Origin of the sequence: Caballeronia novacaledonica (assembly GCF_900258035.1) — a bacterium.
GTDB classification, from domain to species: Bacteria; Pseudomonadota; Gammaproteobacteria; order Burkholderiales; family Burkholderiaceae; genus Caballeronia; species Caballeronia novacaledonica.
The window spans coordinates 52,217-76,978 of sequence record NZ_OGTP01000026.1 but is presented as its reverse complement, the minus strand read 5'-3'; the positions used below and the strand labels follow the sequence as shown (position 1 = coordinate 76,978).

Annotated in this window: 21 protein-coding genes; 5 read left to right on the top strand and 16 right to left on the bottom strand. The window is 63.8% G+C overall.

Annotation, left to right across the window (positions count from 1 at the left end):
* Positions 1-79: 79 nt before the first annotated feature.
* The 9 genes from NOV72_RS26960 to NOV72_RS26920 all read right to left on the bottom strand — a co-directional run bounded on the left by NOV72_RS26960 (position 80) and on the right by NOV72_RS26920 (position 10,496).
* Complete coding sequence (locus tag NOV72_RS26960) at positions 80-2,149, bottom strand: ABC transporter ATP-binding protein (protein WP_106857582.1); 2,070 nt, start codon at positions 2,147-2,149, stop codon at positions 80-82.
* Positions 2,146-3,003, bottom strand: a complete 858-nt coding sequence (locus NOV72_RS26955) for an ABC transporter permease (RefSeq protein WP_106857581.1) — start codon at positions 3,001-3,003, stop codon at positions 2,146-2,148. The genes NOV72_RS26960 and NOV72_RS26955 overlap by 4 nt, the downstream gene beginning before the upstream one ends.
* Positions 3,000-4,007, bottom strand: coding sequence for an ABC transporter permease (locus NOV72_RS26950; RefSeq protein WP_106857580.1), 1,008 nt, complete (start codon positions 4,005-4,007; stop codon positions 3,000-3,002). The genes NOV72_RS26955 and NOV72_RS26950 overlap by 4 nt, the downstream gene beginning before the upstream one ends.
* Positions 4,008-5,669, bottom strand: coding sequence for an ABC transporter substrate-binding protein (locus NOV72_RS26945; RefSeq protein WP_106857579.1), 1,662 nt, complete (start codon positions 5,667-5,669; stop codon positions 4,008-4,010).
* 136 nt (positions 5,670-5,805) lie between these two features.
* Positions 5,806-6,288, bottom strand: coding sequence for a cupin domain-containing protein (locus NOV72_RS26940; protein ID WP_035497879.1), 483 nt, complete (start codon positions 6,286-6,288; stop codon positions 5,806-5,808).
* A 90-nt stretch (positions 6,289-6,378) separates the two neighbouring features.
* Complete coding sequence (fusA, locus tag NOV72_RS26935; protein ID WP_106857578.1) at positions 6,379-8,484, bottom strand: elongation factor G; 2,106 nt, start codon at positions 8,482-8,484, stop codon at positions 6,379-6,381.
* Between the two features lie 191 nt (positions 8,485-8,675).
* The gene (locus NOV72_RS26930; protein ID WP_106857605.1) at positions 8,676-9,182 is read right to left on the bottom strand and encodes a DUF192 domain-containing protein; all 507 of its coding nucleotides are present in this window, start codon (positions 9,180-9,182) and stop codon (positions 8,676-8,678) included.
* Between the two features lie 150 nt (positions 9,183-9,332).
* A complete protein-coding gene (locus NOV72_RS26925; protein WP_106857577.1) occupies positions 9,333-9,539 on the bottom strand; it encodes a hypothetical protein in 207 nt (68 codons plus the stop codon).
* Positions 9,540-9,920: 381 nt separating this feature from the next.
* The gene (locus tag NOV72_RS26920) at positions 9,921-10,496 is read right to left on the bottom strand and encodes a pseudouridine synthase (RefSeq protein WP_106857576.1); all 576 of its coding nucleotides are present in this window, start codon (positions 10,494-10,496) and stop codon (positions 9,921-9,923) included.
* A 199-nt stretch (positions 10,497-10,695) separates the two neighbouring features.
* On the opposite strand from NOV72_RS26920, the gene icd reads away from it, so the two are divergent.
* On the top strand, positions 10,696-11,952 hold the full coding sequence (gene icd / locus NOV72_RS26915) for an NADP-dependent isocitrate dehydrogenase (protein ID WP_106857575.1): 1,257 nt from the start codon (positions 10,696-10,698) through the stop codon (positions 11,950-11,952).
* Positions 11,953-12,109: 157 nt separating this feature from the next.
* Here icd and NOV72_RS26910 read toward each other — a convergent pair whose 3' ends face one another.
* Positions 12,110-12,316, bottom strand: coding sequence for a cold-shock protein (locus NOV72_RS26910; RefSeq protein WP_041730164.1), 207 nt, complete (start codon positions 12,314-12,316; stop codon positions 12,110-12,112).
* 518 nt (positions 12,317-12,834) lie between these two features.
* Here NOV72_RS26910 and clpS point away from each other — a divergent pair.
* Both clpS and clpA read left to right on the top strand, forming a co-directional pair.
* Complete coding sequence (clpS, locus tag NOV72_RS26905) at positions 12,835-13,149, top strand: ATP-dependent Clp protease adapter ClpS (RefSeq protein ID WP_008351199.1); 315 nt, start codon at positions 12,835-12,837, stop codon at positions 13,147-13,149.
* Positions 13,146-15,449, top strand: coding sequence for an ATP-dependent Clp protease ATP-binding subunit ClpA (clpA, locus tag NOV72_RS26900; protein ID WP_106857574.1), 2,304 nt, complete (start codon positions 13,146-13,148; stop codon positions 15,447-15,449). The genes clpS and clpA overlap by 4 nt, the downstream gene beginning before the upstream one ends.
* A gap of 68 nt (positions 15,450-15,517) precedes the next feature.
* Here the strand turns inward: clpA and dut are convergent, their stop codons facing one another.
* The 6 genes from dut to NOV72_RS26870 form a co-directional block, all read right to left on the bottom strand.
* Positions 15,518-15,964: a dUTP diphosphatase gene (gene dut, locus NOV72_RS26895; RefSeq protein ID WP_106857573.1), complete on the bottom strand. Its 447-nt coding sequence runs from the start codon at positions 15,962-15,964 to the stop codon at positions 15,518-15,520.
* 11 nt (positions 15,965-15,975) lie between these two features.
* Complete coding sequence (locus tag NOV72_RS26890) at positions 15,976-16,977, bottom strand: LLM class flavin-dependent oxidoreductase (RefSeq protein WP_106857572.1); 1,002 nt, start codon at positions 16,975-16,977, stop codon at positions 15,976-15,978.
* On the bottom strand, positions 16,974-18,182 hold the full coding sequence (gene coaBC, locus NOV72_RS26885) for a bifunctional phosphopantothenoylcysteine decarboxylase/phosphopantothenate--cysteine ligase CoaBC (protein WP_106857571.1): 1,209 nt from the start codon (positions 18,180-18,182) through the stop codon (positions 16,974-16,976). Before coaBC ends, NOV72_RS26890 begins: the two co-directional genes overlap by 4 nt.
* A 55-nt stretch (positions 18,183-18,237) precedes the next feature.
* The gene (lspA, locus tag NOV72_RS26880; protein ID WP_106857570.1) at positions 18,238-18,744 is read right to left on the bottom strand and encodes a signal peptidase II; all 507 of its coding nucleotides are present in this window, start codon (positions 18,742-18,744) and stop codon (positions 18,238-18,240) included.
* Complete coding sequence (gene ileS / locus NOV72_RS26875) at positions 18,744-21,575, bottom strand: isoleucine--tRNA ligase (RefSeq protein WP_106857569.1); 2,832 nt, start codon at positions 21,573-21,575, stop codon at positions 18,744-18,746. The genes lspA and ileS overlap by 1 nt, the downstream gene beginning before the upstream one ends.
* 92 nt (positions 21,576-21,667) lie before the next feature.
* Positions 21,668-22,663, bottom strand: coding sequence for a bifunctional riboflavin kinase/FAD synthetase (locus NOV72_RS26870; protein ID WP_106857604.1), 996 nt, complete (start codon positions 22,661-22,663; stop codon positions 21,668-21,670).
* Positions 22,664-22,813: 150 nt separating this feature from the next.
* Here NOV72_RS26870 and purN point away from each other — a divergent pair, with 150 nt between their 5' ends.
* Together purN and NOV72_RS26860 are read left to right on the top strand one after the other, a co-directional pair.
* Entirely contained in the window at positions 22,814-23,464 is a 651-nt protein-coding gene (gene purN / locus NOV72_RS26865; protein WP_106857568.1) for a phosphoribosylglycinamide formyltransferase, read from the top strand.
* Positions 23,461-24,759, top strand: a complete 1,299-nt coding sequence (locus NOV72_RS26860; protein WP_106857567.1) for an RsmB/NOP family class I SAM-dependent RNA methyltransferase — start codon at positions 23,461-23,463, stop codon at positions 24,757-24,759. Before purN ends, NOV72_RS26860 begins: the two co-directional genes overlap by 4 nt.
* The last annotated feature ends 3 nt before the right edge of the window (positions 24,760-24,762 follow it).

The window sequence follows — 24,762 nt, the reverse complement described above, 5'->3', positions numbered from 1 at the left end:
CGGTTGAATCCTCGTTGTTGTTGAACATCGAACCGATGAGAGACGCGGGAAGCCGCTTTGGTTCCGATGAATGCCCCGTTCACCGCTCCTGACGCTGCAACGCGCGCAATTCGTCGACGGGAATGTGGCAATGGATCGCGTGCGCGTCGCCCGCGTCGCGGCACGGCGGCGTTTCGGTTTCGCAGATCGCGCCGATCTTGCGCGGGCAGCGCGTATGGAACACGCAGCCCGAAGGCGGATTCGCCGCGCTCGGCAGCTCGCCCGACAGCCGGATGCGCTTCGCGTGCGTTCCGTCGATCGACGGCACCGACGACAGCAACGCTTCGGTGTACGGATGCTGCGGGCCGTCGAAGACCGCGGCGGCGCGCCCGATCTCCATGATGCGCCCGAGATACAGCACCGCGATGCGGTCCGACAGATAACGCACGACATGCAGATCGTGCGAGATGAACACGTAGCTCACGCGCCGCTCGCGCTGCAAATCCGCGAGCAGATTGAGGATCGCGGCCTGCACGGAGACGTCGAGCGCGGACGTCGGCTCGTCGCAGACCACGACGCGCGGATCGCCCGCGAACGCGCGTGCGATCGCGACGCGCTGCTTCAGTCCGCCCGACAACTGCCGCGTGCGCGAGCCGAGATAACGCGCCGGCAGACGCACGGCTTCGGTCAGCATGTGCAGGCGCTGTTCCTTCGCCTCGCCGTGCAGTGCCGCGAGCTTCGACAGTGAACGCGCGATCAGCCGCCGCACGGAATGCGCGCGGTTCAGCGCGGAATCCGGATTCTGGAACACGATCTGCAGCGACTTCACCTGTTCTTCGCTGCGCTGGGTCACGCGCTCGGGCAACGCCGCGCCGTCGAGTTCGAGCGACGCGCCTTTATCGGGCGACACGAGCCCGAGCAGGAGCTTCGCGAGCGTCGTCTTGCCGCTGCCCGATTCGCCGACGAGCCCGAGCGTTTCGCCTTGCACGAGATCGAGCGAGACGTCGTGGACGGCGCGCACTTCTTCATCGCCGACGCGGAAGGTCTTCGAGAGATTGCGCGCGGAGAGCGCGAGCGGCTGATCTTCGCCATTCGCGACGTGCACCGGCGTTTCGTCGGCCGAGCGCGGCAGCGTTTGTGCGCGTTCGTGATAGTGGCAGCGCGCCATCTGGTCGCCGTGCGCCGCCGCGATGCGGTAGGGCGGCGGCGCGTCCTTGAGACAGCGCTCGTCGGCGAGCTTGCAGCGCGGCGCGAAGATGCAGCCCTGCGTGATCGATCCCGGCAGCGGCAGCGAGCCGGGAATCGTATCGAGGCGCCCGTTTTCCTTGCTGCGGCCTTCGAGCGGCAGGCAGCGCAACAGGCCGACCGTGTACGGATGCCGCGGCTTGGCGAACACGTCGGCGGCCGTGCCTTCCTCGACGAGCTTGCCCGCGTACAACACGCCGACGCGATCGCACATGCGCCCGATCACCGCGAGGTTGTGGCTGATGAAGAGCACGGCCGTGCCCAACTCCGCGCGCAACTGCGCGATGAGATCGAGCACTTCGGCTTCGACGGTGGCGTCGAGACCGGTGGTGGGTTCGTCGAGAATCAGCAGTTCGGGATTGCACGCGAGCGCCATCGCGATCACCACGCGCTGCTGCATCCCGCCCGACAACTGATGCGGATAACTCTCCATCACGCGTTCGGGCGACGCGATGCGCACGCGCCTGAGCATGTCGGCGGTGCGGGACAGCGCTTCGTCGGCGGATGCGCCCGTGACTTCGAACGCCTCGGAGACTTGCCGGGCGATCGTGAGCGACGGATTCAGCGCGCGCCCCGGATCCTGATAGACCATCGACACGGCATTGGCGCGCATGCCGCGCAGCGCGTCGGCGTCGAGCGATGCGACGTCGCGCCCGGCGATCGAAATGCGGCCCGCCTTCACGCGTCCGTTGCGCGGCAGGTAGCGTAGCACCGCGAGCGCGGCGGTCGACTTGCCGCAGCCCGATTCGCCGACGAGCCCATACGCCTCGCCGCGCCTCACGCGCAACGTGACGTCCTGCAGCACTTCGCGCTCGCGCCCGCGCGAGCGGTACGCCACGGTGAGCCCGACGATGGTGAGCGCGTCCGTCTGGTCGCCTTTCGCGGCGCCGAAAGTGGGGAAAGCCGATGGCGGCGGTCCGTTCATCGGTCGAGCACTCCTTGCACGGCATCGGCGACGAGATTCACCGCGACGACCAGCGACGCGATCGCGGCGGCATCGAAAACGACGGTCCACCACGCGCCGCCCGCCATCAGCGTGTAGCTTTCGGACAGCGCGAGGCCCCAGTCGGCCGAGGGCGGCTGGATGCCGAAGCCGAGGAACGAGAGCGTCGCGACGGCGAAGATCGCGTAGCCGAGACGCACGGTCGCCTCGACGATGATCGGCGGCAGCACGTTCGGCAAAATCTCCGCGAACATGATGTAGAGCGCGTTCTCGCCGCGCAACTGCGCCGCCAGCACGTAGTCCAGATGGCGCTCGCTCAGCACGGCTGCGCGAACGGTGCGCGCGGTGATCGGCGCGAACGTCAGGCCGATGACGAGAATCACCGTCGTGTTGCTCGCGCCGACGGCCGCCAGCGCGAGCAGCGCGACGATCACGAGCGGCAACGCCAGCAGCGCATCGATCACGCGCCCGATGACGGCATCGACCCAGCCGTCGAAATAGCCGACGACAAGGCCGATCGCCGTGCCCGCCGCGGTGCCGAGCAAGGTCGCCAGCGGCGCGATGGTCAGGATGTCGCGCGAGCCGACGATCACGCGCGCGAACACGTCGCGGCCGAGCTGATCGGTGCCGAACCAGTGATCGCCGGAAGGCGCGACGAGCGAGTTGAGCGGATCGGACGCGTAGGGATCGTGCGGCACGAGCCAGTGGCCGAAGAGCGCGCACAGCACCCAGAAGAGCAGGATCAGCACGCCCAGGTCGAACGTGAGCGAGCGCGAGAGCGCGCCGAGCGCTTCGAAGCGGCGCGGTTTCGCCGGAACAGCGGCCGCCGTGCTCATTTCGCGTCACCCGTGCGCAGACGCGGATTGAGCACGACGTAGAGCGCATCCGCGATCAGGTTCGCCGCCGTATAGATCACGCCGATGGTCAGCACGCCCGCTTCGAGCATCGGAAAGTCCTTGCCTTGCGCGGCGGTGTAGATCAGCGAGCCGATGCCCTGATAGTGGAACAGCGTCTCCACGACGACCAGCCCGCCGATCATGTAGCCGAGCTGCGTCGCGGCGACGGTGACGGTCGGCAGCAGCGCGTTGCGCAGCACGTGGCGAAGAATCACGACGCGCTGCGGCAAGCCCTTGAGGATCGCGGTGCGCGTGTAGTCGGCGTCGAGCGCTTCGACGGTGCCCGCGCGCGCCATCCGCGCGATATAGCCGAAGAACACGAACACGAGCGGCAGCACCGGCAAAACCAGATGCGCCAGTTGCGTGAAGAAGCCGGCGCCGGCGGGCGCGGTCGCTTCGATCGGCAGCCATTGCAGCCACACGCCGAAGATCAGGATCAGCACGATCGACGAGACGAATTCCGGCACGACCGTCGCCGTCAGCCCGCCGATGCTGATGACGCGATCGATCCATCGTCCGGCATGCAGCGCCGCGTACACGCCGCCCGCGATGCCGAGCGGCACCACGACGACGAACGCGAGCGCGCCGAGCTTCGCCGAGTTCCACAGCGCGTTGCCGATGAACGGCGCGACCGGCGCGCGAAACGCATACGACTCGCCCATGTCGCCGCGCAGGAAATGGCCGATCCAGCTCGAATACTGCGTGAGCAGCGGCCGGTCGACGCCGAGCTGATGATTGAGCGCCGCGACGGCGCGCGCATCGGCGAGCGGGCCGAGGATCGCGCGGCCGACGTCGCCGGGCAGGAGCTGGCCGCCCGCGAAGACGATCATCGACAGAAGCCAGAGCGTGACGAGCGCGAGCAGCAGCCGCACGCCGATAAAGCGCACGATGCGTTTCACCTTGGCGAAGTCGGCGACGTGCGCCGTCGGTGTGATCGTGCTCATTTACGCCGATACCGTCGCGCGGTCGAACCACATCTGCGAGATCGCGTTGAAGCGCACGCCCGAAACGTTCGCGCGCGTGACGATCAACTGGTCGTAGAAGTAGGGAATCACGACCGGCGTTTCGTCGAGCAACAGGCGCTGGATCTGCCCGGAGAGCTTTTTCTGCGACGCGACGTCGAGCGCCGCGACGAACTGCGCGACGAGCTTGTCGTATTCCGGATTCCTGAAGTGCGCCGCGTTCCAGGTGCCCGCGCTCGTCAAGGGCGCGTTGAGGAACACGTTCGGCACGCCGCGATGCCCGTAATCCGTGATGCCGAGCGGCGAATCCAGCCAGTCCGACTTGCCGAACGTGCCCGAGCCGTAATACAGATCCTGGCTTTCGACCTTCAACTGGATGCGAATGCCGATCGCCTTCGCCGCGTTCTGCACGACGACCGCGAGATCGGGAATCTCCATGTATTTTTCCGTCGTGAGCGTGACGTCGAAGCCGTTCGCGACGCCGGCTTCGCTCATCAATTTCCTGGCTTGCGCGATGTCGATCTTGCGCTGCGGCACCGCGAGATCGCTCGACGGAAACACCGGCGCGAACGGGCTGTCGTTGCCGACGGTCGCGCGCCCGCGGAACAGCCCCTTCACGATGACTTCGCGATCGATCGCGAGCGCGAGCGCCTGGCGCACGCGTTTGTCCTTGAACGGCGCCATGTCGCAGCGCATGTGAATCTGCCGGTGCGAGCTCGACTTCGTGCCGAGCACCTTGAACTGCGGATTCGTGAGTATCGAGACGCCGCCCTGCACGGTGAAGTCGCCCATCACGTCGGCCTGGCGGCCTTGCATCGCGAGAAGTTGCGCCTGCTGATCGGCGTAGAAGGAGAACGTCACGCGATCGGGCAGCGACTTCTCGCCCCAGTAGTCGGGATTGCGCACGAACGACGCGCCGACCTTCGGCGTGTACTTTTCGAGCTTCAGCGCGCCCGTGCCCATGAAGGTTTTCTCGTACGGTCCGGTGAAATTGGCCGGCAGAATTACCGCGTTATAGGTGTCCGAGGACACGTAATACGGGAAATTGCCGTTGGGCGCGTCGAGATGGAATTCGACGGTGTGATCGTCGACGGCCTTCGCCGAATCCTTCGACAGCACGCCCTTCAACACCGACAACGCCGCCGAGCCCGCGCCCGGGTCGGACAGGCGGTTGAACGTCGCGACGACGTCTTTCGCGGTCATCGGCTGGCCGTCGTGGAACTTCACGTTCGGGCGCAGCTTGAAGGTCCACACGTCGCCCTTCGCATTCGACGACCACGACAACGCGAGCGCGGGCTTGAGCGTCAGATGTTCGCTGTCGTCGTCGATGAGGAATTCGCCCGTCTGATTGATGAGCGCGAGACCGGATGCGTCGGTGACGGTGAGCGGATCGACGGCGCCCGCGGGCGTCAGATGCGCGACGCGGATCGTGCCGCCCGGCTTGCCCGTGCCTTGCGCGCGTGCGCCGGGCATGCCGAGGAGGCCGCCCGCCGACAGCGCCACGCCGAGCATGCTCGCATGGCGCAGCAACTCGCGGCGCGTGAGGCGCCCGGCCATGAACTCGTCGATCGCGTGATTGCCCAGTTCGCCCGCGTGCGGGCGGGCGAGGTCGAGGAGATGCGCGTCGGTCGAAGGTTTTTTCATCGTGTGTTTTTCCGTTGTAGTTGTGCTTGCCCGCCGCCGCCCACGCGCGTACGGCTCGACCGCGCCGATACGTGGCGCATTCAGGCGGTGATAGCAAGTAACGCGCCGCATTTCCGTTGCGCGTCCTTCGCCCGCTTCAGTGATCGTGCGGATGCTTGTGAATCGGATCGACCCAGTAGACTTCCTCGGGCTTTTCCACGGCATCGATGTTGAGATTCACCACCACGGCTTCGTTGTCGCTGCGCACGAGCACGCATTCGAGCGGATCGTCGGTGCTGGCGTTGATTTCCTGGTGCGGCACGTAGGGCGGCACGAAAATGAAATCGCCGGGACCGGCCTCGGCGGTGAATTCGAGATGCTCGCCCCAGCGCATGCGCGCCTGACCGCGCACGACATAGATGACGCTCTCGAGCGCGCCGTGATGATGCGCGCCCGTCTTCGCATTCGGATGGATCGTGACCGTGCCGGCCCAGATTTTTTGCGCGCCGACGCGCGCCGCGTTGATGGCGGCCGCGCGGTTCATGCCCGGCGTCTGCGGGGTGTTGGTGTCGAGCTGATCGCCCTTGATGACCTTGACGCCGTGTTCGCGCCAATCGATGTGCTGATGTGCGTCGCTCATTTGCGTTTATCGTCTGCGGATAAGGAAAATCCGTTGCCGCCACCAACAGAGCGAGCAACGGACTTCCGATACTACACGGTTCGATCGCGATTATTTCGCTTTCGAGTTGATGATCGCCTCGGACACGTTCGCCGGCGTCTCCGCGTAGTGCTTGAACTCCATCGTGTAGGTCGCGCGGCCTTGCGTCAGCGAACGCAGTGACGTCGAGTAGCCGAACATCTCGGCGAGCGGCACTTCCGCGCGCACGAGCTTGCCGCCGCCGCCCGCGATGTCCTCCATGCCCTGCACGAGCCCGCGCCGGCCGGACAAATCACCCATCACGTTGCCCATGAATTCCTCGGGCGTTTCCACTTCCACGGCCATCATCGGTTCGAGCAGCACGGGCCGCGCCTTGCGCATCGCTTCCTTGAAGGCCATGGAGCCGGCCATGCGGAACGCGTTTTCGTTCGAATCGACATCGTGGTACGAACCGAAGGTCAGCCGCACTTTCACGTCGACGACCGGATAGCCCGCGAGCACGCCCGCCTTGAGCGTTTCCTGAATGCCCTTGTCCACGGCCGGAATGAATTCTCGCGGAATCACGCCGCCCTTGATCTGGTCGACGAACTCGTAGCCCTTGCCGGGGTCCGGTTCCAGCGCGATCACCGCGTGCCCGTACTGGCCGCGCCCGCCCGACTGCTTGACGAACTTGCCCTCGACGTCCTCGACCTTGTTGCGCACCGTCTCGCGATACGCGACCTGCGGCTTGCCGACGGTCGCCTCGACGCCGAACTCGCGCTTCATCCGGTCGACGAGAATTTCGAGGTGCAGCTCGCCCATGCCGGAGATGATCGTCTGGCCGGATTCCTCGTCGCTCGTCACGCGAAACGACGGATCTTCCTGCGCGAGACGATTCAGCGCGATGCCCATCTTCTCCTGATCGACCTTGGTCTTCGGCTCGACGGCCTGCGAGATCACCGGCTCCGGGAAGATCATGCGTTCGAGGATGATCACGTGATTCGGATCGCACAGCGTGTCGCCGGTCGTCGCTTCCTTGAGACCGACCGCCGCCGCGATGTCGCCCGCGCGCACTTCCTTGATTTCCTTGCGCTCGTTCGCGTGCATCTGCAGGATGCGGCCGAGGCGCTCCTTCTTTTCCTTCACCGGGTTGTAGACCGTGTCGCCCGAATTCACGACGCCCGAATAAGTGCGGAAGAAGATCAACTGGCCGACGAACGGGTCCGTCATGATCTTGAACGCGAGCGCGGAGAACGGCTCGTCGTCGCTCGGATGGCGTTCCGCTTCCTTGTCGTCTTCGGTGTGGCCGAGAATCGCGGGCACGTCGACGGGCGAGGGCAGGTAGTCGATCACCGCGTCGAGCATCGCCTGCACGCCCTTGTTCTTGAATGCGCTGCCGCACAGCATCGGCACGATTTCATTGGCGATGGTGCGGCGGCGGATCGCCGCCTTGATTTCCTCTTCCGTCAGGCTCTCGTGATCTTCGAGATATTTTTCGAGCAGTTCCTCGCTCGACTCGGCGGCCGCCTCGACCATCTTCTCGCGCCATTCGTGCGCAAGTTCCTTGAGATTGTCGGGAATCTCCTCGTAAGTGAACTTGATGCCCTGGCTTTCGTCGTCCCAGACGATCGCCTTCATCTTCACGAGATCGACGACGCCCTGAAAATGCTCTTCCGCGCCGATCGGAATCTGGATCGGCACCGCGACGCCCTTGAGCCGCTCGCCGATCTGCCGCTGCACGCGGAAGAAGTCCGCGCCGACGCGGTCCATCTTGTTGACGAACGCGATGCGCGGCACCTTGTACTTGTTCGCCTGACGCCACACGGTTTCCGATTGCGGCTGCACGCCGCCGACCGAGTCGTAGACCATGCAGGCGCCGTCGAGCACGCGCATCGAGCGCTCCACTTCGATCGTGAAATCGACGTGTCCCGGCGTGTCGATGATGTTGATGCGGTGTTCCGGATAGTTGCCGGCCATGCCTTTCCAGAAGGCCGTCGTCGCCGCGGAGGTGATCGTGATGCCGCGTTCCTGCTCCTGCTCCATCCAGTCCATCGTGGCCGCGCCGTCGTGCACTTCGCCGATCTTGTGCGTCACGCCGGTGTAGAAAAGGATGCGCTCGGTAGTCGTCGTCTTGCCGGCATCGATGTGAGCGCTGATCCCTATATTCCGATACCGCTCAATGGGAGTCTTGCGGGGCACGTGAACCTCCTGTGGATAAAGTCGGCGCGGCGTGTGTGACGAACGCGAGAGCGCCGCGCTGAATCTTTTTAGGATAGCGCGTCGGCAGGCTCTTTGCAGGAATCCTGCCAGCCCGGAGGAAGGACTTTTCGGACACAAAAAAACCGGCGTGTCCTGCGACGGCGCCGGTTTCCCGATCGGGCGAAAAAGCTTTATTGCACGCGCGGCAAGCCCTTGAGCTGCATGCCCGGCTTGATGCCCTTCGCGGCGAACCAGCCTTTGGACATTTCGAGCGCGTACACGCCGTTGTTGCGCGGGCAGTGATTGTTCTCGGTCTCGGCCTGCATCTCGTCGATGTCGGTGATCGTGCCGTCCGCGCGAATGAACGCGATCGACAGCGGAATCAGCGTGTTCTTCATCCAGAAGCAATGCACGGCGTTTTCATTGAAGACGAAGAGCATGCCTTCGTTCGGCGCGAGCTGCGTGCGATACATGAGGCCTTGCTCGCGATCGGCGTCGCTCGCGGCGACGGCGGCGTCGATCACGTACATGCCCGCGGTGAGCTTCGCGCGCGGAAAATCGGACGGCTGCTTGGCGCCGGGCGGCATCGTCTGGGCGTGCGATAGCGCGGCGAAGGGCAGCGCGAGCGCGATGACGGCTGCGCGCGCGGCGCGCAGGAAAGCTTGCAGATTCACGACGAAGCTCCTTTGGCATTCGATAGGCCGGAAAGCCGGCGGCCCCGCGCATGTTACGCGATGCGCAGGCACAAAACAAAAGGGCAGACGCCTTGCGGCCATCTGCCCTTCAACGCCGTAAAGACGGCGGTAATGCTCGTTCTTGACTTCGCTATACCGCCGTTTACAACGAACTTACTGAGCTGCCGAAGCGGCTTCCGGAGCCGAAGCGGCTGCCTTCTTGTGCGACTTGTGCGACGACTTGTGCGACTTCTTGTGTGCCGACGACTTGTGAGCCGACGAAGCAGCTGCCGGAGCAGCAGCGGCCGGAGCCGAGGCTTCTTGTGCGAAAGCAGCGGTTGCGAACAGGCCAGCGACGAGAGCAGCGATCAGTTTGTTCATCTGTGAATCCTCAGCTTGAGTAAATTAACCAAACGACCCGGTCATTGAGTCATCTCGGTAAACGAGCCACCTACCTTTCGGTTGACAGTCGATTCGATAAATCAATGTCGATACGACTGTGAACGCTTGAACCTTTCAAACTCCCTGGAGCACACAGGTTGTTGTAATCAGTTTTCGCTCATGCCGGATAGCTTTATGCGGCATCTGACGCCCTTAACGCATCGTGCGAAGAGTCGGTTGACGCGATTTACAGAGAATTGCGCAGCGGATCAAAAAATATTCGACTCGCGGCTCGCGATACTCGATCTTCATGACACTGCCTTTAAGCGCAATGCCATGAACCGCGCAATGCCGATTATTTTCGAGATAGTTGAATGCGATTCAACGAAGGCGTTGCCAGGGCGCGCCCGGCGCAACCTCGACGGACTCGCCGGGCGCGATGCCCAGCGTGAAGATATCGAGCGCGCCGATCGCGACGCGCACGAGCCGCAACGTCGGATAACCGACCGCCGCCGTCATGCGCCTGACCTGCCGGTTCTTGCCTTCGACGATGGCGAGCTCGACCCATGTCGCCGGGATTGCGGCGCGATAGCGGATCGGCGGCGTGCGCGGCCAGAGGGCGTCGATGTCGCGTTCATCGACGAAAGCGGTGCGGCACGGACGCGTCACGTAGTCGCCGAGATCGACGCCTTTCGCGAGATGCGCGAGCGCGGCTTCGTCGGGCGCGCCTTCGACTTGCGCCCAATAGCGCTTCACGAGCTTGTGACGCGGCTCCGCGATGCGCGCCTGCAAGGCGCCGTCGTCGGTGAGCAGGAGGAGGCCTTCGCTGTCCGCGTCGAGCCGGCCCGCGGGATACACGCCCGGCGTCTTCACCCAGTCGCCGAGCGACGCGCGCGTTTCGTGCGCGGAGAACTGGCAGATGGTGCCGAAAGGCTTGTTGAGGGCGATGAGTGACATGCAGGACGGCGCGCGGCGTGATCGATGCGGCATCTTAATGCATGCGCCCGCCCGCCTCGTGCGCGCCGGTGAGGGCCAGCATGGTTAGAATGATGTCGTGACCAACATCGGGCTGTGCGTCGTCGCCCGTATGCTGCATCGCATCGCTCGCTATCCTTCGTTTGCTTCCATTCAAGTCCGGCCTTATTTGGAGTCGACCATGCCGTATCAGCACATCAAGGTTCCGGCGGACGGTGACAAGATCACCGTCAACGCGGATTTCTCGCTCAACGTCTCGGATCAGCCGATCATCCCGTATATCGAGGGCGACGGCACGGGCGTCGACATCACGCCGGTGATGATCAAGGTCGTCGATGCGGCGGTGGAAAAGGCCTACGGCGGCAAGCGCAAGATTCAATGGATGGAAATCTTCGCGGGCGAAAAGGCGACGCGCTTCTACGGCCCGGACGTCTGGCTGCCCGACGAGACGCTCGACGCGGTGAAGGACTACGTCGTGTCGATCAAGGGACCGCTCACGACGCCTGTCGGCGGCGGCATCCGCTCGCTGAACGTGGCGCTTCGCCAGCAACTCGATCTGTATGTGTGTCTGCGGCCGGTGCGCTACTTCAAGGGCGTGCCGTCGCCGGTGCGCGAGCCGGAGAAGATCGACATGGTGATCTTCCGCGAGAACTCCGAGGACATCTACGCGGGCGTCGAATGGCCGGCGGAATCGGCCGAGGCGAAGAAGGTCATCAAATTTCTGCGCGAGGAAATGGGCGTGAAGAAGATCCGTTTTCCGGATTCGTCGGGGCTCGGCATCAAGCCGGTGTCGCGCGAGGGCTCGGAGCGGCTCGTGCGCAAGGCGATTCAATACGCGATCGACAACGACCGCCGCTCGGTCACGCTCGTGCACAAGGGCAACATCATGAAGTTCACCGAAGGCGCGTTCCGCGACTACGGTTACGCGCTCGCGCAGAAGGAGTTCGACGCGGAACTGATCGACGGCGGTCCGTGGATGAAGGTGAAGAATCCGAAGTCGGGCAACGACATCGTCGTGAAGGACGTGATCGCCGACGCGTTCCTTCAGCAAATCCTGCTGCGTCCGGCCGAATACGACGTGATCGCGACGCTCAACCTGAACGGCGATTACATCTCGGACGCGCTCGCGGCGCAGGTGGGCGGCATCGGCATCGCGCCGGGCGCGAACATGTCGGATTCCGTCGCAATGTTCGAAGCGACGCACGGCACCGCGCCGAAGTACGCGGGCAAGGACTACGTGAATCCGGGCTCGGAAGTCCTCTCGGCCGAAATGATGCTGCGCCATCTCGGCTGGTTCGAGGCGGCGGATCGCATCATTTCGTCGATGGAGCAGTCCATTCTCTCGAAACGCGTCACGTACGACTTCGCACGCCTGATGGAAGGCGCGACGCAGGTTTCGTGTTCGGGCTTCGGAGAGGTGATGATCGAAAATATGTGAGGACTCACCTCTATTCGAAGTGTCGAATAAAAACCCCGGAAGGCCTACGCCTTGCGGGGTTTTTAACTGGCGCCCGCGCCTCATATTCCAAAAGCGGCAGGGCGAAAAAAACCCGGCGCAATGGCCGGGTTTCACGAGGCAAAGTGTGATCGAACGGTCAGACCGCGTCCTGGATGTTCGATGCCTGCTTGCCCTTCGGTCCTTGGACAATCTCGAAGCTGACCTTCTGGCCTTCTTTGAGCGTCTTGAAACCGTTCATTTGAATCGCCGAGAAATGTGCGAACAGATCCTCGCCGCCTTCATCGGGCGTGATGAATCCGTAGCCTTTCGCGTCGTTGAACCACTTGACCGTACCAGTAGACATTCGTACTTCCCCTCTAACTCTTGTCGCACCCAGAGCACGCTCGAAAAGCGGCCACCCCACAATGTGAACCGCCCCCTCCTCACAAGCTCACCTCGGCCTCTTTTTTCGTCCGTGGTTGGCCCCCGGAAAAAAGTGCCAGTTTGATTGTTAAATCTCTTAAATCGGGTGTCAAGGAATTTTTGGGATGGCCGATAAGCTCGTTGCAAAGAGCGCATTCGTAGGGTAATTCCTGCTTTGCGTGTGCGCTGCCGTCCAAGCACGCCATCTTGAAAAGTCGCATAATCGACTCACTTGTGTGTTACCCGGCGGCCCGCGGCGCTTGGTGTTCGATTTGTTTTTTTTGAAGCTGTGCGATACTCGTTTCGACGAGGTGCAAGCGGGCCGCGCCGAAATGTTGGGCAGCGGCAGGATTCGATGGACGACAACTGTGCGAGAGCAGTTTCAGCGTTTCATTCCGACCGCACGGTCGGTGCTGGAGCGGCGATTGCGGAGACGTCCGTGTTGTTTAGAATGGGTGTATGGCGATCAATCCCAACAAGCAGGATGGCACGGTACTGGAGCGGCAGGAGCAGAAGCTCAAGAAGCCGGCCATGTACAAGGTGGTGCTGCTGAATGACGACTTCACGCCGATGGAATTCGTCGTGATGATCGTGCAGGAATACTTTAATAAAGATCGTGAGACCGCTACGCAGATCATGCTGAAGGTTCATCGCGAAGGCAGGGGAGTTTGTGGGGTCTACACGCGAGATATTGCGTCGACCAAAGTTGAGCAAGTCGTTAGCCATGCACGGCAAGCGGGACATCCGCTGCAGTGCGTGATGGAGGAAGCATGATTGCCCAGGAACTGGAAGTCAGTCTGCACATGGCGTTTATGGAAGCACGTCAGGCGCGGCACGAGTTCATAACGGTCGAGCATCTGCTGCTTGCCCTGTTGGACAATCCGACCGCGGCTGAAGTGTTGCGCGCCTGCGCAGCCAACATTGAAGATTTGCGTCAGAACCTGCGCAATTTCATTCATGACAACACGCCGACCGTGCCGGGCACGGACGACGTCGATACTCAGCCGACGCTTGGTTTCCAGCGCGTGATCCAGCGCGCGATCATGCACGTGCAATCGACCTCGAACGGCAAGAAGGAAGTGACCGGCGCGAACGTGCTGGTGGCGATCTTCGGCGAGAAGGATTCGCACGCGGTGTACTACCTGCAACAGCAGGGCGTGACGCGTCTGGATGTCGTGAATTTCATTTCGCACGGAATCGCCAAGACGAACAGCGGCGACGCCACGAAGACGAACAGCGAAGCCAATCCGGAATCGGAAGACGCCGCCGCGCAGAAGGAAACGCCGCTTGCGCAGTTCACGCAGAATCTGAATCAGCTCGCGAAGGACGGCAAGATCGATCCGCTGATCGGTCGCGAACTGGAAGTCGAGCGCGTGGTGCAGGTGCTGTGCCGCCGCCGCAAGAACAATCCGCTGCTCGTGGGTGAAGCCGGCGTGGGCAAGACCGCGATCGCCGAAGGCCTCGCGTGGCGCATCACGCGCGGCGAAGTGCCGGACATTCTGGCCGACGCGCAGGTGTATTCGCTCGACATGGGCGCGCTGCTCGCGGGCACGAAATATCGTGGCGATTTCGAGCAACGCCTGAAGACGGTGCTCAAGGAATTGAAGGAGCGTCCGCACGCCATTCTGTTCATCGACGAAATTCATACGCTGATCGGCGCGGGCGCGGCTTCGGGCGGCACGCTGGATGCATCGAATCTGCTGAAGCCGGCGTTGTCGTCGGGGCAGTTGAAGTGCATCGGCGCGACCACGTTCACGGAATATCGCGGCATCTTCGAGAAGGACGCGGCGCTGTCGCGCCGTTTCCAGAAGGTCGATGTCACCGAGCCGACCGTCGAGCAGACCGTGGCCATTTTGCGCGGCCTCAAGACGCGCTTCGAGGAGCATCACGGCGTGAAGTATTCGTCGGGTGCGCTGTCGGCGGCGGCCGAGTTGTCGGCGCGCTTCATCACGGATCGTCATTTGCCCGACAAGGCCATCGACGTGATCGACGAAGCGGGCGCGGCGCAACGCATCCTGCCGAAGTCGAAGCAGAAGAAGACCATCGGCAAGAGCGAGATCGAAGAGATCATCTCGAAGATCGCGCGCGTGCCGGCGCAGAGCGTGTCGCAGGACGACCGCAGCAAGCTTCAGACGCTCGACCGCGACCTGAAGGCTGTCGTGTTCGGCCAGGATCCGGCCATTGATGCGCTGTCGGCATCGATCAAGATGGCGCGCGCGGGCCTCGGCAAAACGGACAAGCCGATCGGCGCGTTCCTGTTCTCCGGCCCGACGGGCGTCGGCAAGACGGAAGTGGCGAAGCAACTGGCGTTCACGCTCGGTATCGAACTGCTGCGCTTCGACATGTCGGAATACATGGAGCGTCATGCGGTCAGCCGTCTGATCGGCGCGCCGCCGGGTTATGTCGGTTTCGACCAGGGCGGTTTGCTGACCGAAGCCGTCACGAAGAAGCCGCATTGCGTGCTGCTGCTCGACGAAATCGAGAAGGCGCATCCGGACATCTACAACGTGCTGCTGCAGGTCATGGACCACGGCACGCTGACGGACAACAACGGCCGCAAGGCGGATTTCCGCAACGTCATCATCATCATGACGACGAACGCGGGCGCCGAGGCAATGGGCAAGGCGGTGATCGGTTTCACGTCGCGGCGCGAGTCGGGCGACGAAATGGCCGACATCAAGCGCATGTTCACGCCGGAGTTCCGCAACCGTCTGGACTCGATCATCAGCTTCCGCTCGCTGGACGAGGAAATCATCCTGCGCGTGGTCGACAAGTTCCTCATGCAACTGGAAGATCAGTTGCACGAGAAGAAGGTCGATGCCGTCTTCACCGACGCGCTGCGCAAGCATCTCGCGAAGCACGGTTTCGATCCGCTGATGGGCGCGCGTCCGATGCAGCGTCTGATCCAGGACACGATCCGTCGCGCGCTGGCCGACGAACTGCTGTTCGGCAAGTTGCTCAACGGCGGCCGCGTGACCGTGGATGTCGACGCCGAGGACAAGGTGCAACTCACGTTCGACGAGAACTCGACGCCGCCGCGCAATCCGAATCCGGAAGCGATCGAAGTGGATTGATAGAAGGGGTCTTTGGAAGTGAAAACGGCGCGGTTTCGACCGCGCCGTTTTTTTCGACCTGAGAAAGCTCAGTGCTTGCCCGTGCTGCCGAAGCCGCCCGCGCCGCGCTCGCTCGCCGCGAAGTCATCGACGATATTGAACTGCGCCTGCACGACAGGCACGATCACCATCTGCGCGAGACGCTCCATCGGGTTGAGCGTGAACGCGCTGTCGCCGCGATTCCACGTCGAGACCATCAGTTGACCTTGATAATCCGAATCGATCAGCCCGACGAGATTGCCGAGCACGATGCCATGCTTGTGGCCGAGTCCCGAGCGCGGCAGGATCAGTGCGGCGTAGCCGGGATCGGCGAGATGAATGGCGAGTCCGGTCGGCACGAGCACGGTCTGATGCGGCTCGATGACAAGCGGCGCGTCGAGGCACGCGCGCAGATCGAGGCCCGCGCTGCCGGGCGTGGCATAGGCGGGCATGAAGTCGCGCATGCGCGCGTCGAGAATCTTGACGTCGAGTTTCATGGATCGATGGTTCAGCGGCCGAGCTCGAAGGCTTCGGCCAACAGTTGATAGGACCGCGTGCGTGCGGCGTAGCTGCCGGAGACCGTTATCACGATCAGTTCGTCGGCGTTGAATTGTTCCTGTAGCGCGTGCAGTTTCTCCGTCACGCGTTCCGGGGTGCCGATGATGCTGCGCGCTTTCTCATGCGCGATCACCGCGAGTTCGCGCTCGCCATAAACCTGCGCGTTGCCCTGCGCGATCGACGGAATCGGCTGGTTGAGCCCGTACGCCATTTGCACGCGGCGCAGGTCGACCGCGCGTTCGAGCGCTTCGGCTTCGCGATCCGTATCGGCGCAAATCACGAACACCGCCGCGGCGAGATACGGCTTCGCCTCGAGACCCGGCGTGAAACGTTCGTGATACGCCTCCGCCACGCGATCACCATATTGCGCGTTGATGAAATGCGCGAACGCAAACCGGATGCCGAGCTGCGCGGCGAGCAGGCCGCCGAAGTCGCTGGAGCCGAGCATCCACAGTTCGGGGCGCGTGTCGATCTGCGGTTGCAGCAGCACGCCTTTGGCGAGCGAGTCGTCGGGCACGTTGCCGCTGAACAGCGCGATCAGTTCCGCGACTTGCTGCGGGAAGACATCGCCGCGATTGTACGAACCCGCCGCGACCGCCTGCGCCGTGCGCATGTCGCCGCCGGGCGCGCGACCGACGCCGAGATCCACGCGATTCGGAAACAGCGCTTCGAGCATCAGGAATTGCTCGGCGACCTTGAACGGCGAGTAATACGGCAGCATCACGCCGCCCGAACCGATGCGGATGCGCTTCGTCAGACTGCCGATGCGCGCGAGCATCACTTCAGGACACGGATTCGACACGCCATGCAAGCCGTGATGCTCCGCGCACCAGTAGCGCGTATAGCCGAGATCGTCGGCGAGCTGCGCGAGATCGAGCGTCGCGGCGATGGCGTCGGCGACGCTGTGGCCGTGGATGACCGGTGTCTGGTCGAGTACCGAAAGTTTCGTCATGACAGCAGCGAACCGCCATTGCGCGGCGCACGCTTGGCGATTTCCGCGATCAGCGTGCGCGCGAGTTCCTGCTTTCCGGCGCGCGGCAGCGGCGTCGCTCCGCTTTCTTCGAAGAGAACGACTTCGTTGTCGTCGAGGCCGAAGGTGAGTTGCCCGATATTGCCGATCAGCAGCGGCACGCCTTTGCGCTTGCGTTTCTCCGCGCCGTGCACGTCGAGATCGCCGCTTTCTGCCGCGAAACCGACGCAGTAGGGCGGATTCGGCAGCTTCGCCACCGTCGCGAGAATGTCGGGATTCTCGACGAAGTTGAATGTCGGCAATGCATCGCCGGACTTCTTGATCTTCTGCTCGCTGACGTGATCCACGCGCCAGTCCGCCACCGCCGCCACCGCGATGAAAATGTCCGCGTCGGGCGTCGCGGCCATGACGGCGTCGTGCATTTGCTGCGCGGTCTGCACGTCCTCGCGATACACGCCCCACGGCGTCGGCAGCGACACGGGACCGGCGACGAGATGCACGTCCGCGCCCGCCTGCGCCGCCGCGCGCGCGAGCGCGAAGCCCATCTTGCCCGACGAGCGATTGGTGATGCCGCGCACCGGATCGAGCGGCTCGAACGTCGGCCCTGCCGTGATGAGCACGCGCCGGCCGCGCAGGATCTTCGGCTGAAAGAAGGCGCAAATGGCTTCGAACGCGGCTTCCGGCTCGATCATGCGGCCGTCGCCGACTTCGCCGCACGCCTGCGAACCCGAATCCGGTCCGAGCACTTCGACGCCGTCCGCGCGAAGCTGCGCGACGTTGCGCTGCGTCGCCGGGTTCTGCCACATCTGCCGATTCATGGCCGGAACCACGAGCAGCGGACAATCGCGCGCGATGCACAGCGTCGAAAGCAGATCGTCGCACATGCCGTGCGCGAGTTTGGCGATGAAGTCGGTGGAGGCGGGCGCGATGACGATGGCGTCCGCTTCGCGCGAAAGATCGATGTGCGGCATGTTGTTCGGCATGCGCGCATCCCACTGAGACGTGTAGACGGGACGGCCCGACAGCGCCTGCATGGTGACGGGCGTGATGAACTGCGTGGCCGCTTCGGTCATCACGATCTGCACGGTCGCGCCCGCCTTGATGAGCAAACGCGTGAGTTCCGCGATCTTGTAGCAGGCGATGCCGCCGGTCAGCCCTAAAACGAGATGTTTGCCCGCGAGTTCCAACTTGCCTCCGTCGCAAAGAAAGCGCGGCTCCGTGAAGGGAGCCGCACTGGAAACATCACTTCGAACCGCGCACGCGCCGCAATTCGTCGAACACGAGCAGCACTGCACCGATGGTGATCGCGCTGTCGGCGAGATTGAACGCCGGCCAGTGCCACGCCTTCACGTGAAAGTCCAGAAAGTCGATGACATGGCCGTACGCGATCCGGTCGATCACGTTGCCGATCGCGCCGCCCATGATGAGCGCGAGCGCCGTGCAGAAGAGCCGCTGCCCCGAATGGCGCTTGAGCAGATAGCAGATCACGACGGCCGCCACGACGCCCAGCGCCGTGAACGCCCAGCGCTGCCAGCCGCCGGCCATCGCGAGGAAGCTGAACGCCGCGCCGCGGTTGTAGACGAGCAGCAGGTTGAAGAAAGGCGTGAGCGCATGCGGATCGCCATACGCGAACACGCGCTGCACGGCGATCTTCGTCAACTGGTCGAACAGGATCACGATCAGCGCGACGCCGAGCCACGGCGCAAGCGATCCACTGCTGGAGGTTTGTTTCGCCATCGTTCGAGCCATTATGCTGCGCCTCGCGTTTCGCCGGCGCCGAAGAGATTGGAGAAGCAGCGGCCGCACAGACCCGGATGATCCGCGTGCGAGCCGACGTCCGCGCAGTAGTGCCAGCAGCGTTCGCACTTCATGTAGCTCGACGCGGCGACATCGACGCCTTCTTCCGCTTCGCCCGCCACTTTTTCCACTTGCGCCGATGACGTGATGAGCACGAAACGCAGTGCATCGCCGAGGCTTGCGAGTGCGTCGTAACGCGCGCCGCTCGCGCGGACCAGCACTTCGGCTTGCAGCGACGAACCGATCTGATTCGCCGTGCGCGCTTCTTCCAGCGCCTTCGTCACGTCGCTGCGCGCGCTGCGGATGAGCGTCCACTTGTCGAGCAGTTCGCCCGAGTTCGCGATCTCCGGATACTGAGCATAAACCTCGGTGAAGATCGTTTCCTGACCGGGTTTGAGCACCTTGTACGCTTCTTCCGCCGTGAACGACAGATACGGCGCGACCAGACGCAGCAGGCCATGCGCGATGTGGTACAGCGCCGTCTGCGCGCTGCGGCGCTCGCGGGAATCGGCCTTCGTCGTGTAGAGACGGTCTTTCAGCACGTCGAGATAGAAGCCGCCGAGATCTTCCGAGCAGAACGTCGCGATCTTCGCGACGACCGGATGGAACTCGTACTTCTCGTAGTGCGAGAGCGCGTCGTCCTGAAGATTGTGCGTGAGCGCGACGGCGTAGCGATCGATTTCGAGCCATTCGGAAACCGGCAGCGCGTTCTTCTCGAAGTCGAAGTCCGAAAGGTTCGCGAGCAGGAAGCGCAGCGTGTTGCGGATCCGGCGATACGTTTCCGTCACGCGCTTCAGAATTTCTTCAGAGATCGCGAGCTCGCCCGAATAATCCGTCGACGCGATCCACAAACGGATGATTTCCGCGCCGAGGCGATTGGACACCTCATGCGGATCGATGCCGTTGCCGAGCGACTTCGACATCTTGCGGCCTTCGCCGTCGACGGTGAAGCCGTGCGTGAGCAGCGCGTCGTAGGGCGGACGGCCGTCGAGCATCGACGCCGTGAGCAGCGACGAATGGAACCAGCCGCGATGCTGATCCGAGCCTTCGAGATACAGATCCGCCGGGAATTGCAGCGAATCCTTGTGCGAGCCGCGCAGCACGTGCCAGTGCGTCGTGCCGGAGTCGAACCACACGTCGAGCGTGTCGCGGTTCTTTTCGTACATGTTGGCGTCGTCGCCGATCAGTTCGCGCGGATCGAGCTTCTGCCACATTTCGATGCCGCCTTCCTCCACGCGCTTCGCCACTTCCTCAAGCAATTCCAGCGTGCGCGGATGCAGCTCGCCGGTTTCCTTGTGGACGAAGAACGCCATCGGCACGCCCCATTGGCGCTGGCGCGAGAGCGTCCAGTCCGGGCGATTCGCGATCATGCTGTACAGACGCTGCTTGCCCCACGACGGATAGAACGCCGTGTTCTCGACGCCTTCGAGCGCGGTTTCGCGCAGCGTGCGGCCGCCGTCCTTCGGCGTGACATCCATGCCGGCGAACCATTGCGAGGTCGCGCGATAGATGATCGCCGACTTGTGGCGCCAGCAGTGCATGTAGCTGTGCGTGTACTTCTCGCTCTTCAGGAGCGAACCGGCGGCATCGAGCGCTTCGATGATCTGCGGATTCGCCTTCCAGATCGACAGCCCGCCGAAGAGCGGCAGCGATTCGATGTAATGGCCGTCGCCCATCACCGGATTGATGATGTCGGAATCCGCCATGCCGTGCGCCTTGCACGACACGAAGTCTTCCACGCCATACGCCGGCGACGAGTGCACGATGCCCGTGCCGCTTTCGGTCGTCACGTAGTCGCCGAGATAGATGGGCGCCGTGCGCTTGTAGCCCGGATGCGCGGCCGCGAGCGGATGATGGAAGCGCAGGTTCGTGAGCTTCTCGCCGGGCGCGGTCGCGATCACTTCGCCGGTGAGCCCGTACGTCTGCATGCACGACTCGACACGCTCTTCAGCAAGAATCAGCAGTCCGCGCGGCGTATCGACGAGCGCGTAGACGATCTCCGGATGCACGTTCAGCGCCTGGTTGGCGGGAATGGTCCAGGGCGTCGTCGTCCAGATGACGATGCCGCCTTCCTGCTTCGGCAGCGCGTTCAAGCCGAACGCCTGCGCGGTCTTTTCCGGCTCGGCAAAGGCGAACAGGACGTCGATCGTCGGATCGGTCTTGTCCTTGTATTCGACTTCCGCCTCGGCGAGCGCGGAGCCGCAGTCGAAGCACCAGTTCACAGGCTTGAGGCCACGGAACACGTAGCCCTTTTCCATGATCTTGCCGAGCGCGCGGATTTCGCCCGCCTCGTTGGCGAAGTTCATCGTCTTGTACGGATTGTCCCAGTCGCCGAGCACGCCCAGACGCCGGAAGCCGACCTTCTGCTTCTCGATCTGCTCGCCCGCGTAGGCGCGCGCCTTTTGCATCACTTCGGCGGCGGGCAGCGACTTGCCGAACTGCTTTTCGATCTGGATTTCGATCGGCATGCCGTGACAATCCCAGCCCGGCACGTAGACCGCGTCGAAGCCCGCGAGATTGCGCGCCTTGACGATCATGTCCTTCAGGATCTTGTTGACCGCGTGGCCCAGGTGGATGTCGCCGTTCGCGTACGGCGGGCCGTCGTGCAGGATGAACTTCTTGCGGCCCTTCGAGGCGGCGCGGATCTTCTCGTAGATCTTGTTGTCCTGCCATTCCTTGACCCATGCGGGCTCACGCTTGGGCAAGTCGCCGCGCATCGGGAAGGGCGTGTCGAGCAGGTTGACGGGATATTTCGAAGAGGCTTTCTCTTTCTTGTCGCTCATGAATGACTCGGTGAATTCGGTGAGACGGCGCTTGATTCAGCGCGCGATACGTCGATGGCGGGGCAGCGGGCGGCGCAGAACGCACCGCGCGCTCACCTAATTCGGTCGGTCGCCGAAATGGCGAAGCCCGTGGCGCGGCTGCCGGCGTTGCTCGCGGGCGGAAGGCCGAAATACGCGCGGGCGTTGTCGACATCTTTCGCGATCGCCGCGGACAGCGTTTCGAGGTCGACGTACTTCTCCTCGTCGCGCAGCTTCTTCAGGAATTCGACGCGCACGAGCTTGCCGTACGCGTCGCCGTGCCAGTCGAGCACGAAGACTTCCAGCAGCACGCGGCCGGAATCGTCGACGGTCGGACGCAGGCCGAGGCTCGCGACCGCGGGCAAAGGCTCATTGGCGAGACCGTGAACGCGCACGACGAAAATGCCCGCGAGCGCCGGCCGTTTGTGCGCGATCGGCAGATTCAGCGTGGGAAAGCCGAGATCGCGGCCGAGCTTCGCGCCGTGCACGACGTGCCCGCTGATGATGTACGGCCGCCCGAGCGCGACTTGCGCCGCGTCGAGATCGCCCGCGACGAGCGACGCCCGCACCGACGAAGACGAAATGCGCGCGCCGTTCGGATGCGCGACGGTGGCCATTTGCTCGACTTCGAAGCCGTATTTTTCGCCGGCGGCTTTCAGGGATTCGAAATTGCCCGCGCGTTTTGCGCCGTAGCAGAAGTCGTCGCCGACCATCACCCAGCGCGCGTGCAGGCCATCGACGATGACATTCTTCACGAAGGTATCGGGCGACTGTCCCGCGAACGTCTTGTTGAAATGCTCGACCACCACGCGATCGACGCCGTTGGTGCGCAGCGCTTCGAGCTTGTCGCGCAGCATTGCGATGCGCGGCGGCGCGCCCGCCGGATTGAAGAACTCGCGCGGATGCGGCTCGAAGGTCATCACGCAGACCGGCAGGCCACGCGCGTCGGCGGCGGCCCGCACGTGCGCGAGCAGCGCCTGGTGACCGCGATGGACACCGTCGAAATTGCCGATGGTCAGTGCGCAGGGCGCCCGGCTTTCGGCATTGGGGAGGCCGCGAAAGACTCTCACGATAGGCGATGGTCGGTGGGAGGGGCTGATGCCGCAAAGCGTTAGATTATAAACGCTCGCACGGGAGGAGGGGCGTGCGCGGCCCGGCCCGGCACCCGAGCGCCCCAGTTTGGCACGATTTTCGCCCCCTTCGAATGATAAAATCCGCGGATGAAAAAAATCGTTATTCTGATCTCCGGACGCGGGAGCAACATGGAGGCCATCGTGCGTGCGTGTGCGCGCGAAGGCTGGCCGGCCCGCATCCGCGCGGTCATTTCCAACCGGCCCGACGCCGCCGGGTTAGGCTTCGCGGCCGCGAACGGCATCGAAACCAAAGTGGTGGATCATCGCCAGTTCGATCAGCGCGACTCGTTCGATGCCGCGCTCGCGCAGGAAATCGATCGCTTCGAGCCGGATCTCGTCGTGCTGGCGGGCTTCATGCGCGTGCTGACGGACGCCTTCGTCGCGAAATACGCGGGGCGCATGCTCAACGTTCATCCGTCGCTGCTGCCGTGTTTTCCGGGCCTGCGCACGCATCAGCAGGCGCTCGACGCCGGCGTGCGCGTGCACGGCGCGAGCGTGCATTTCGTGACGCCGACGCTCGATCACGGGCCGATCGTCGCGCAGGCCGCGGTGCCGGTCGTCGCTGGCGACGATGCCGCGGCGCTCGCCACGCGCGTGCTGAAGGTCGAGCACGACATCTATCCGCGCGCGGTGCGCTGGTTTATCGAAGGGCGTCTTTCAATCGAAGGGGAGCGCGTCGCGCTCACGCCGTCTGAGCCGCAATGGCTCTTTGCCGACATTGCCGGGGAGGGCGCATGAGGCTGCATGGATTTCTGATCGGACAAACCGAAACGCTGCTCGCGGACGTACTCCGCTTCGCCGGCCCCGCCGACGCCGCGACGAGCCGCTTCTTCCGCGCACATCCGAAGCTCGGACACGGCGAGCGTGGCGTGATCGCCGAAGCCGTCTTCGCCGTGCTGCGCCGGAAGATGGAGTTTTCTCACCTCGCCGAGAGCGGCAGCGGCAACCAGGCGCGCCGTCTCGCGCTGCTCGGGCTGATGCAGACCGCCGGGCTGAATGCGCTGAAGCCGTTTGTATCGGCGGACGAGTATAAATGGCTCGCGCAGGTCTCGAAGATCGATCCGGCGAGCCTGCCGGTGCGCGTGCGCACGAACCTGCCGCAGTGGATCTACGACGCGATGGGCAAGCGCTTCGCGCCCGAAGAGCTCGCGCAGCTCGCCGCCGCGCTGAACTATCCCGCGCCGCTCGATTTGCGCGTGAACCCGATCAAGGCGACGCGTGAGGTCGCGTTGAAGGCGCTGACCGAGGCCGGCATCGACGCGGGCGAAATGCCGTTCGCGCCGTTCGGCGTCCGCGTGGACGGGAAGCCTGCGCTGACGCGTCTCGCTCCGTTCCAGGAAGGCTGGATCGAGGTGCAGGACGAAGGCAGCCAGTTGCTCTGCTCGCTGATGGCCCCGCGCCGTGGCGAAATGATCGTGGACTTTTGCGCGGGCGCGGGCGGCAAGACGCTCGCGCTCGGCGCGATGATGCGCTCGACCGGCCGTCTCTACGCGTTCGACGTGTCCGACCGCCGGCTCGCCAAGCTGAAGCCGCGTCTTGCGCGCAGCGGCCTGTCGAACGTGAATCCGGTGCTGATCGACAGCGAACACGACGCGAAGATCAAGCGGCTCGCGGGCAAGATCGATCGCGTGCTGGTCGATGCGCCGTGCTCCGGCCTCGGCACCTTGCGTCGCAATCCCGATCTGAAGTGGCGCCAGTCGCCCGCGACCGTCGCGGAACTCACGCCGAAACAACTGTCCATCCTGACGAGCGCCGCGCGCCTCGTGAAAACCGGCGGCCGTCTCGTCTATGCGACGTGCTCGATGCTCGAAGCCGAAAACGAAAGCGTCGTGAAGCAGTTCCTCGAAGCGCACCCGAACTTCCGCGTCGTGCCCGCGCGCGACGTGCTCGCGGAGCAGCGCATCGATCTGGACACCGGCGAGTTTCTGTCGCTCTGGCCGCACAAGCACGGCACGGACGGCTTCTTCGCCGCCGTGCTGGAGCGCGTGCCCGACGCAGCGAAAGCGCCGGAATCGGCTGAAGAAACCGCGTAAGCA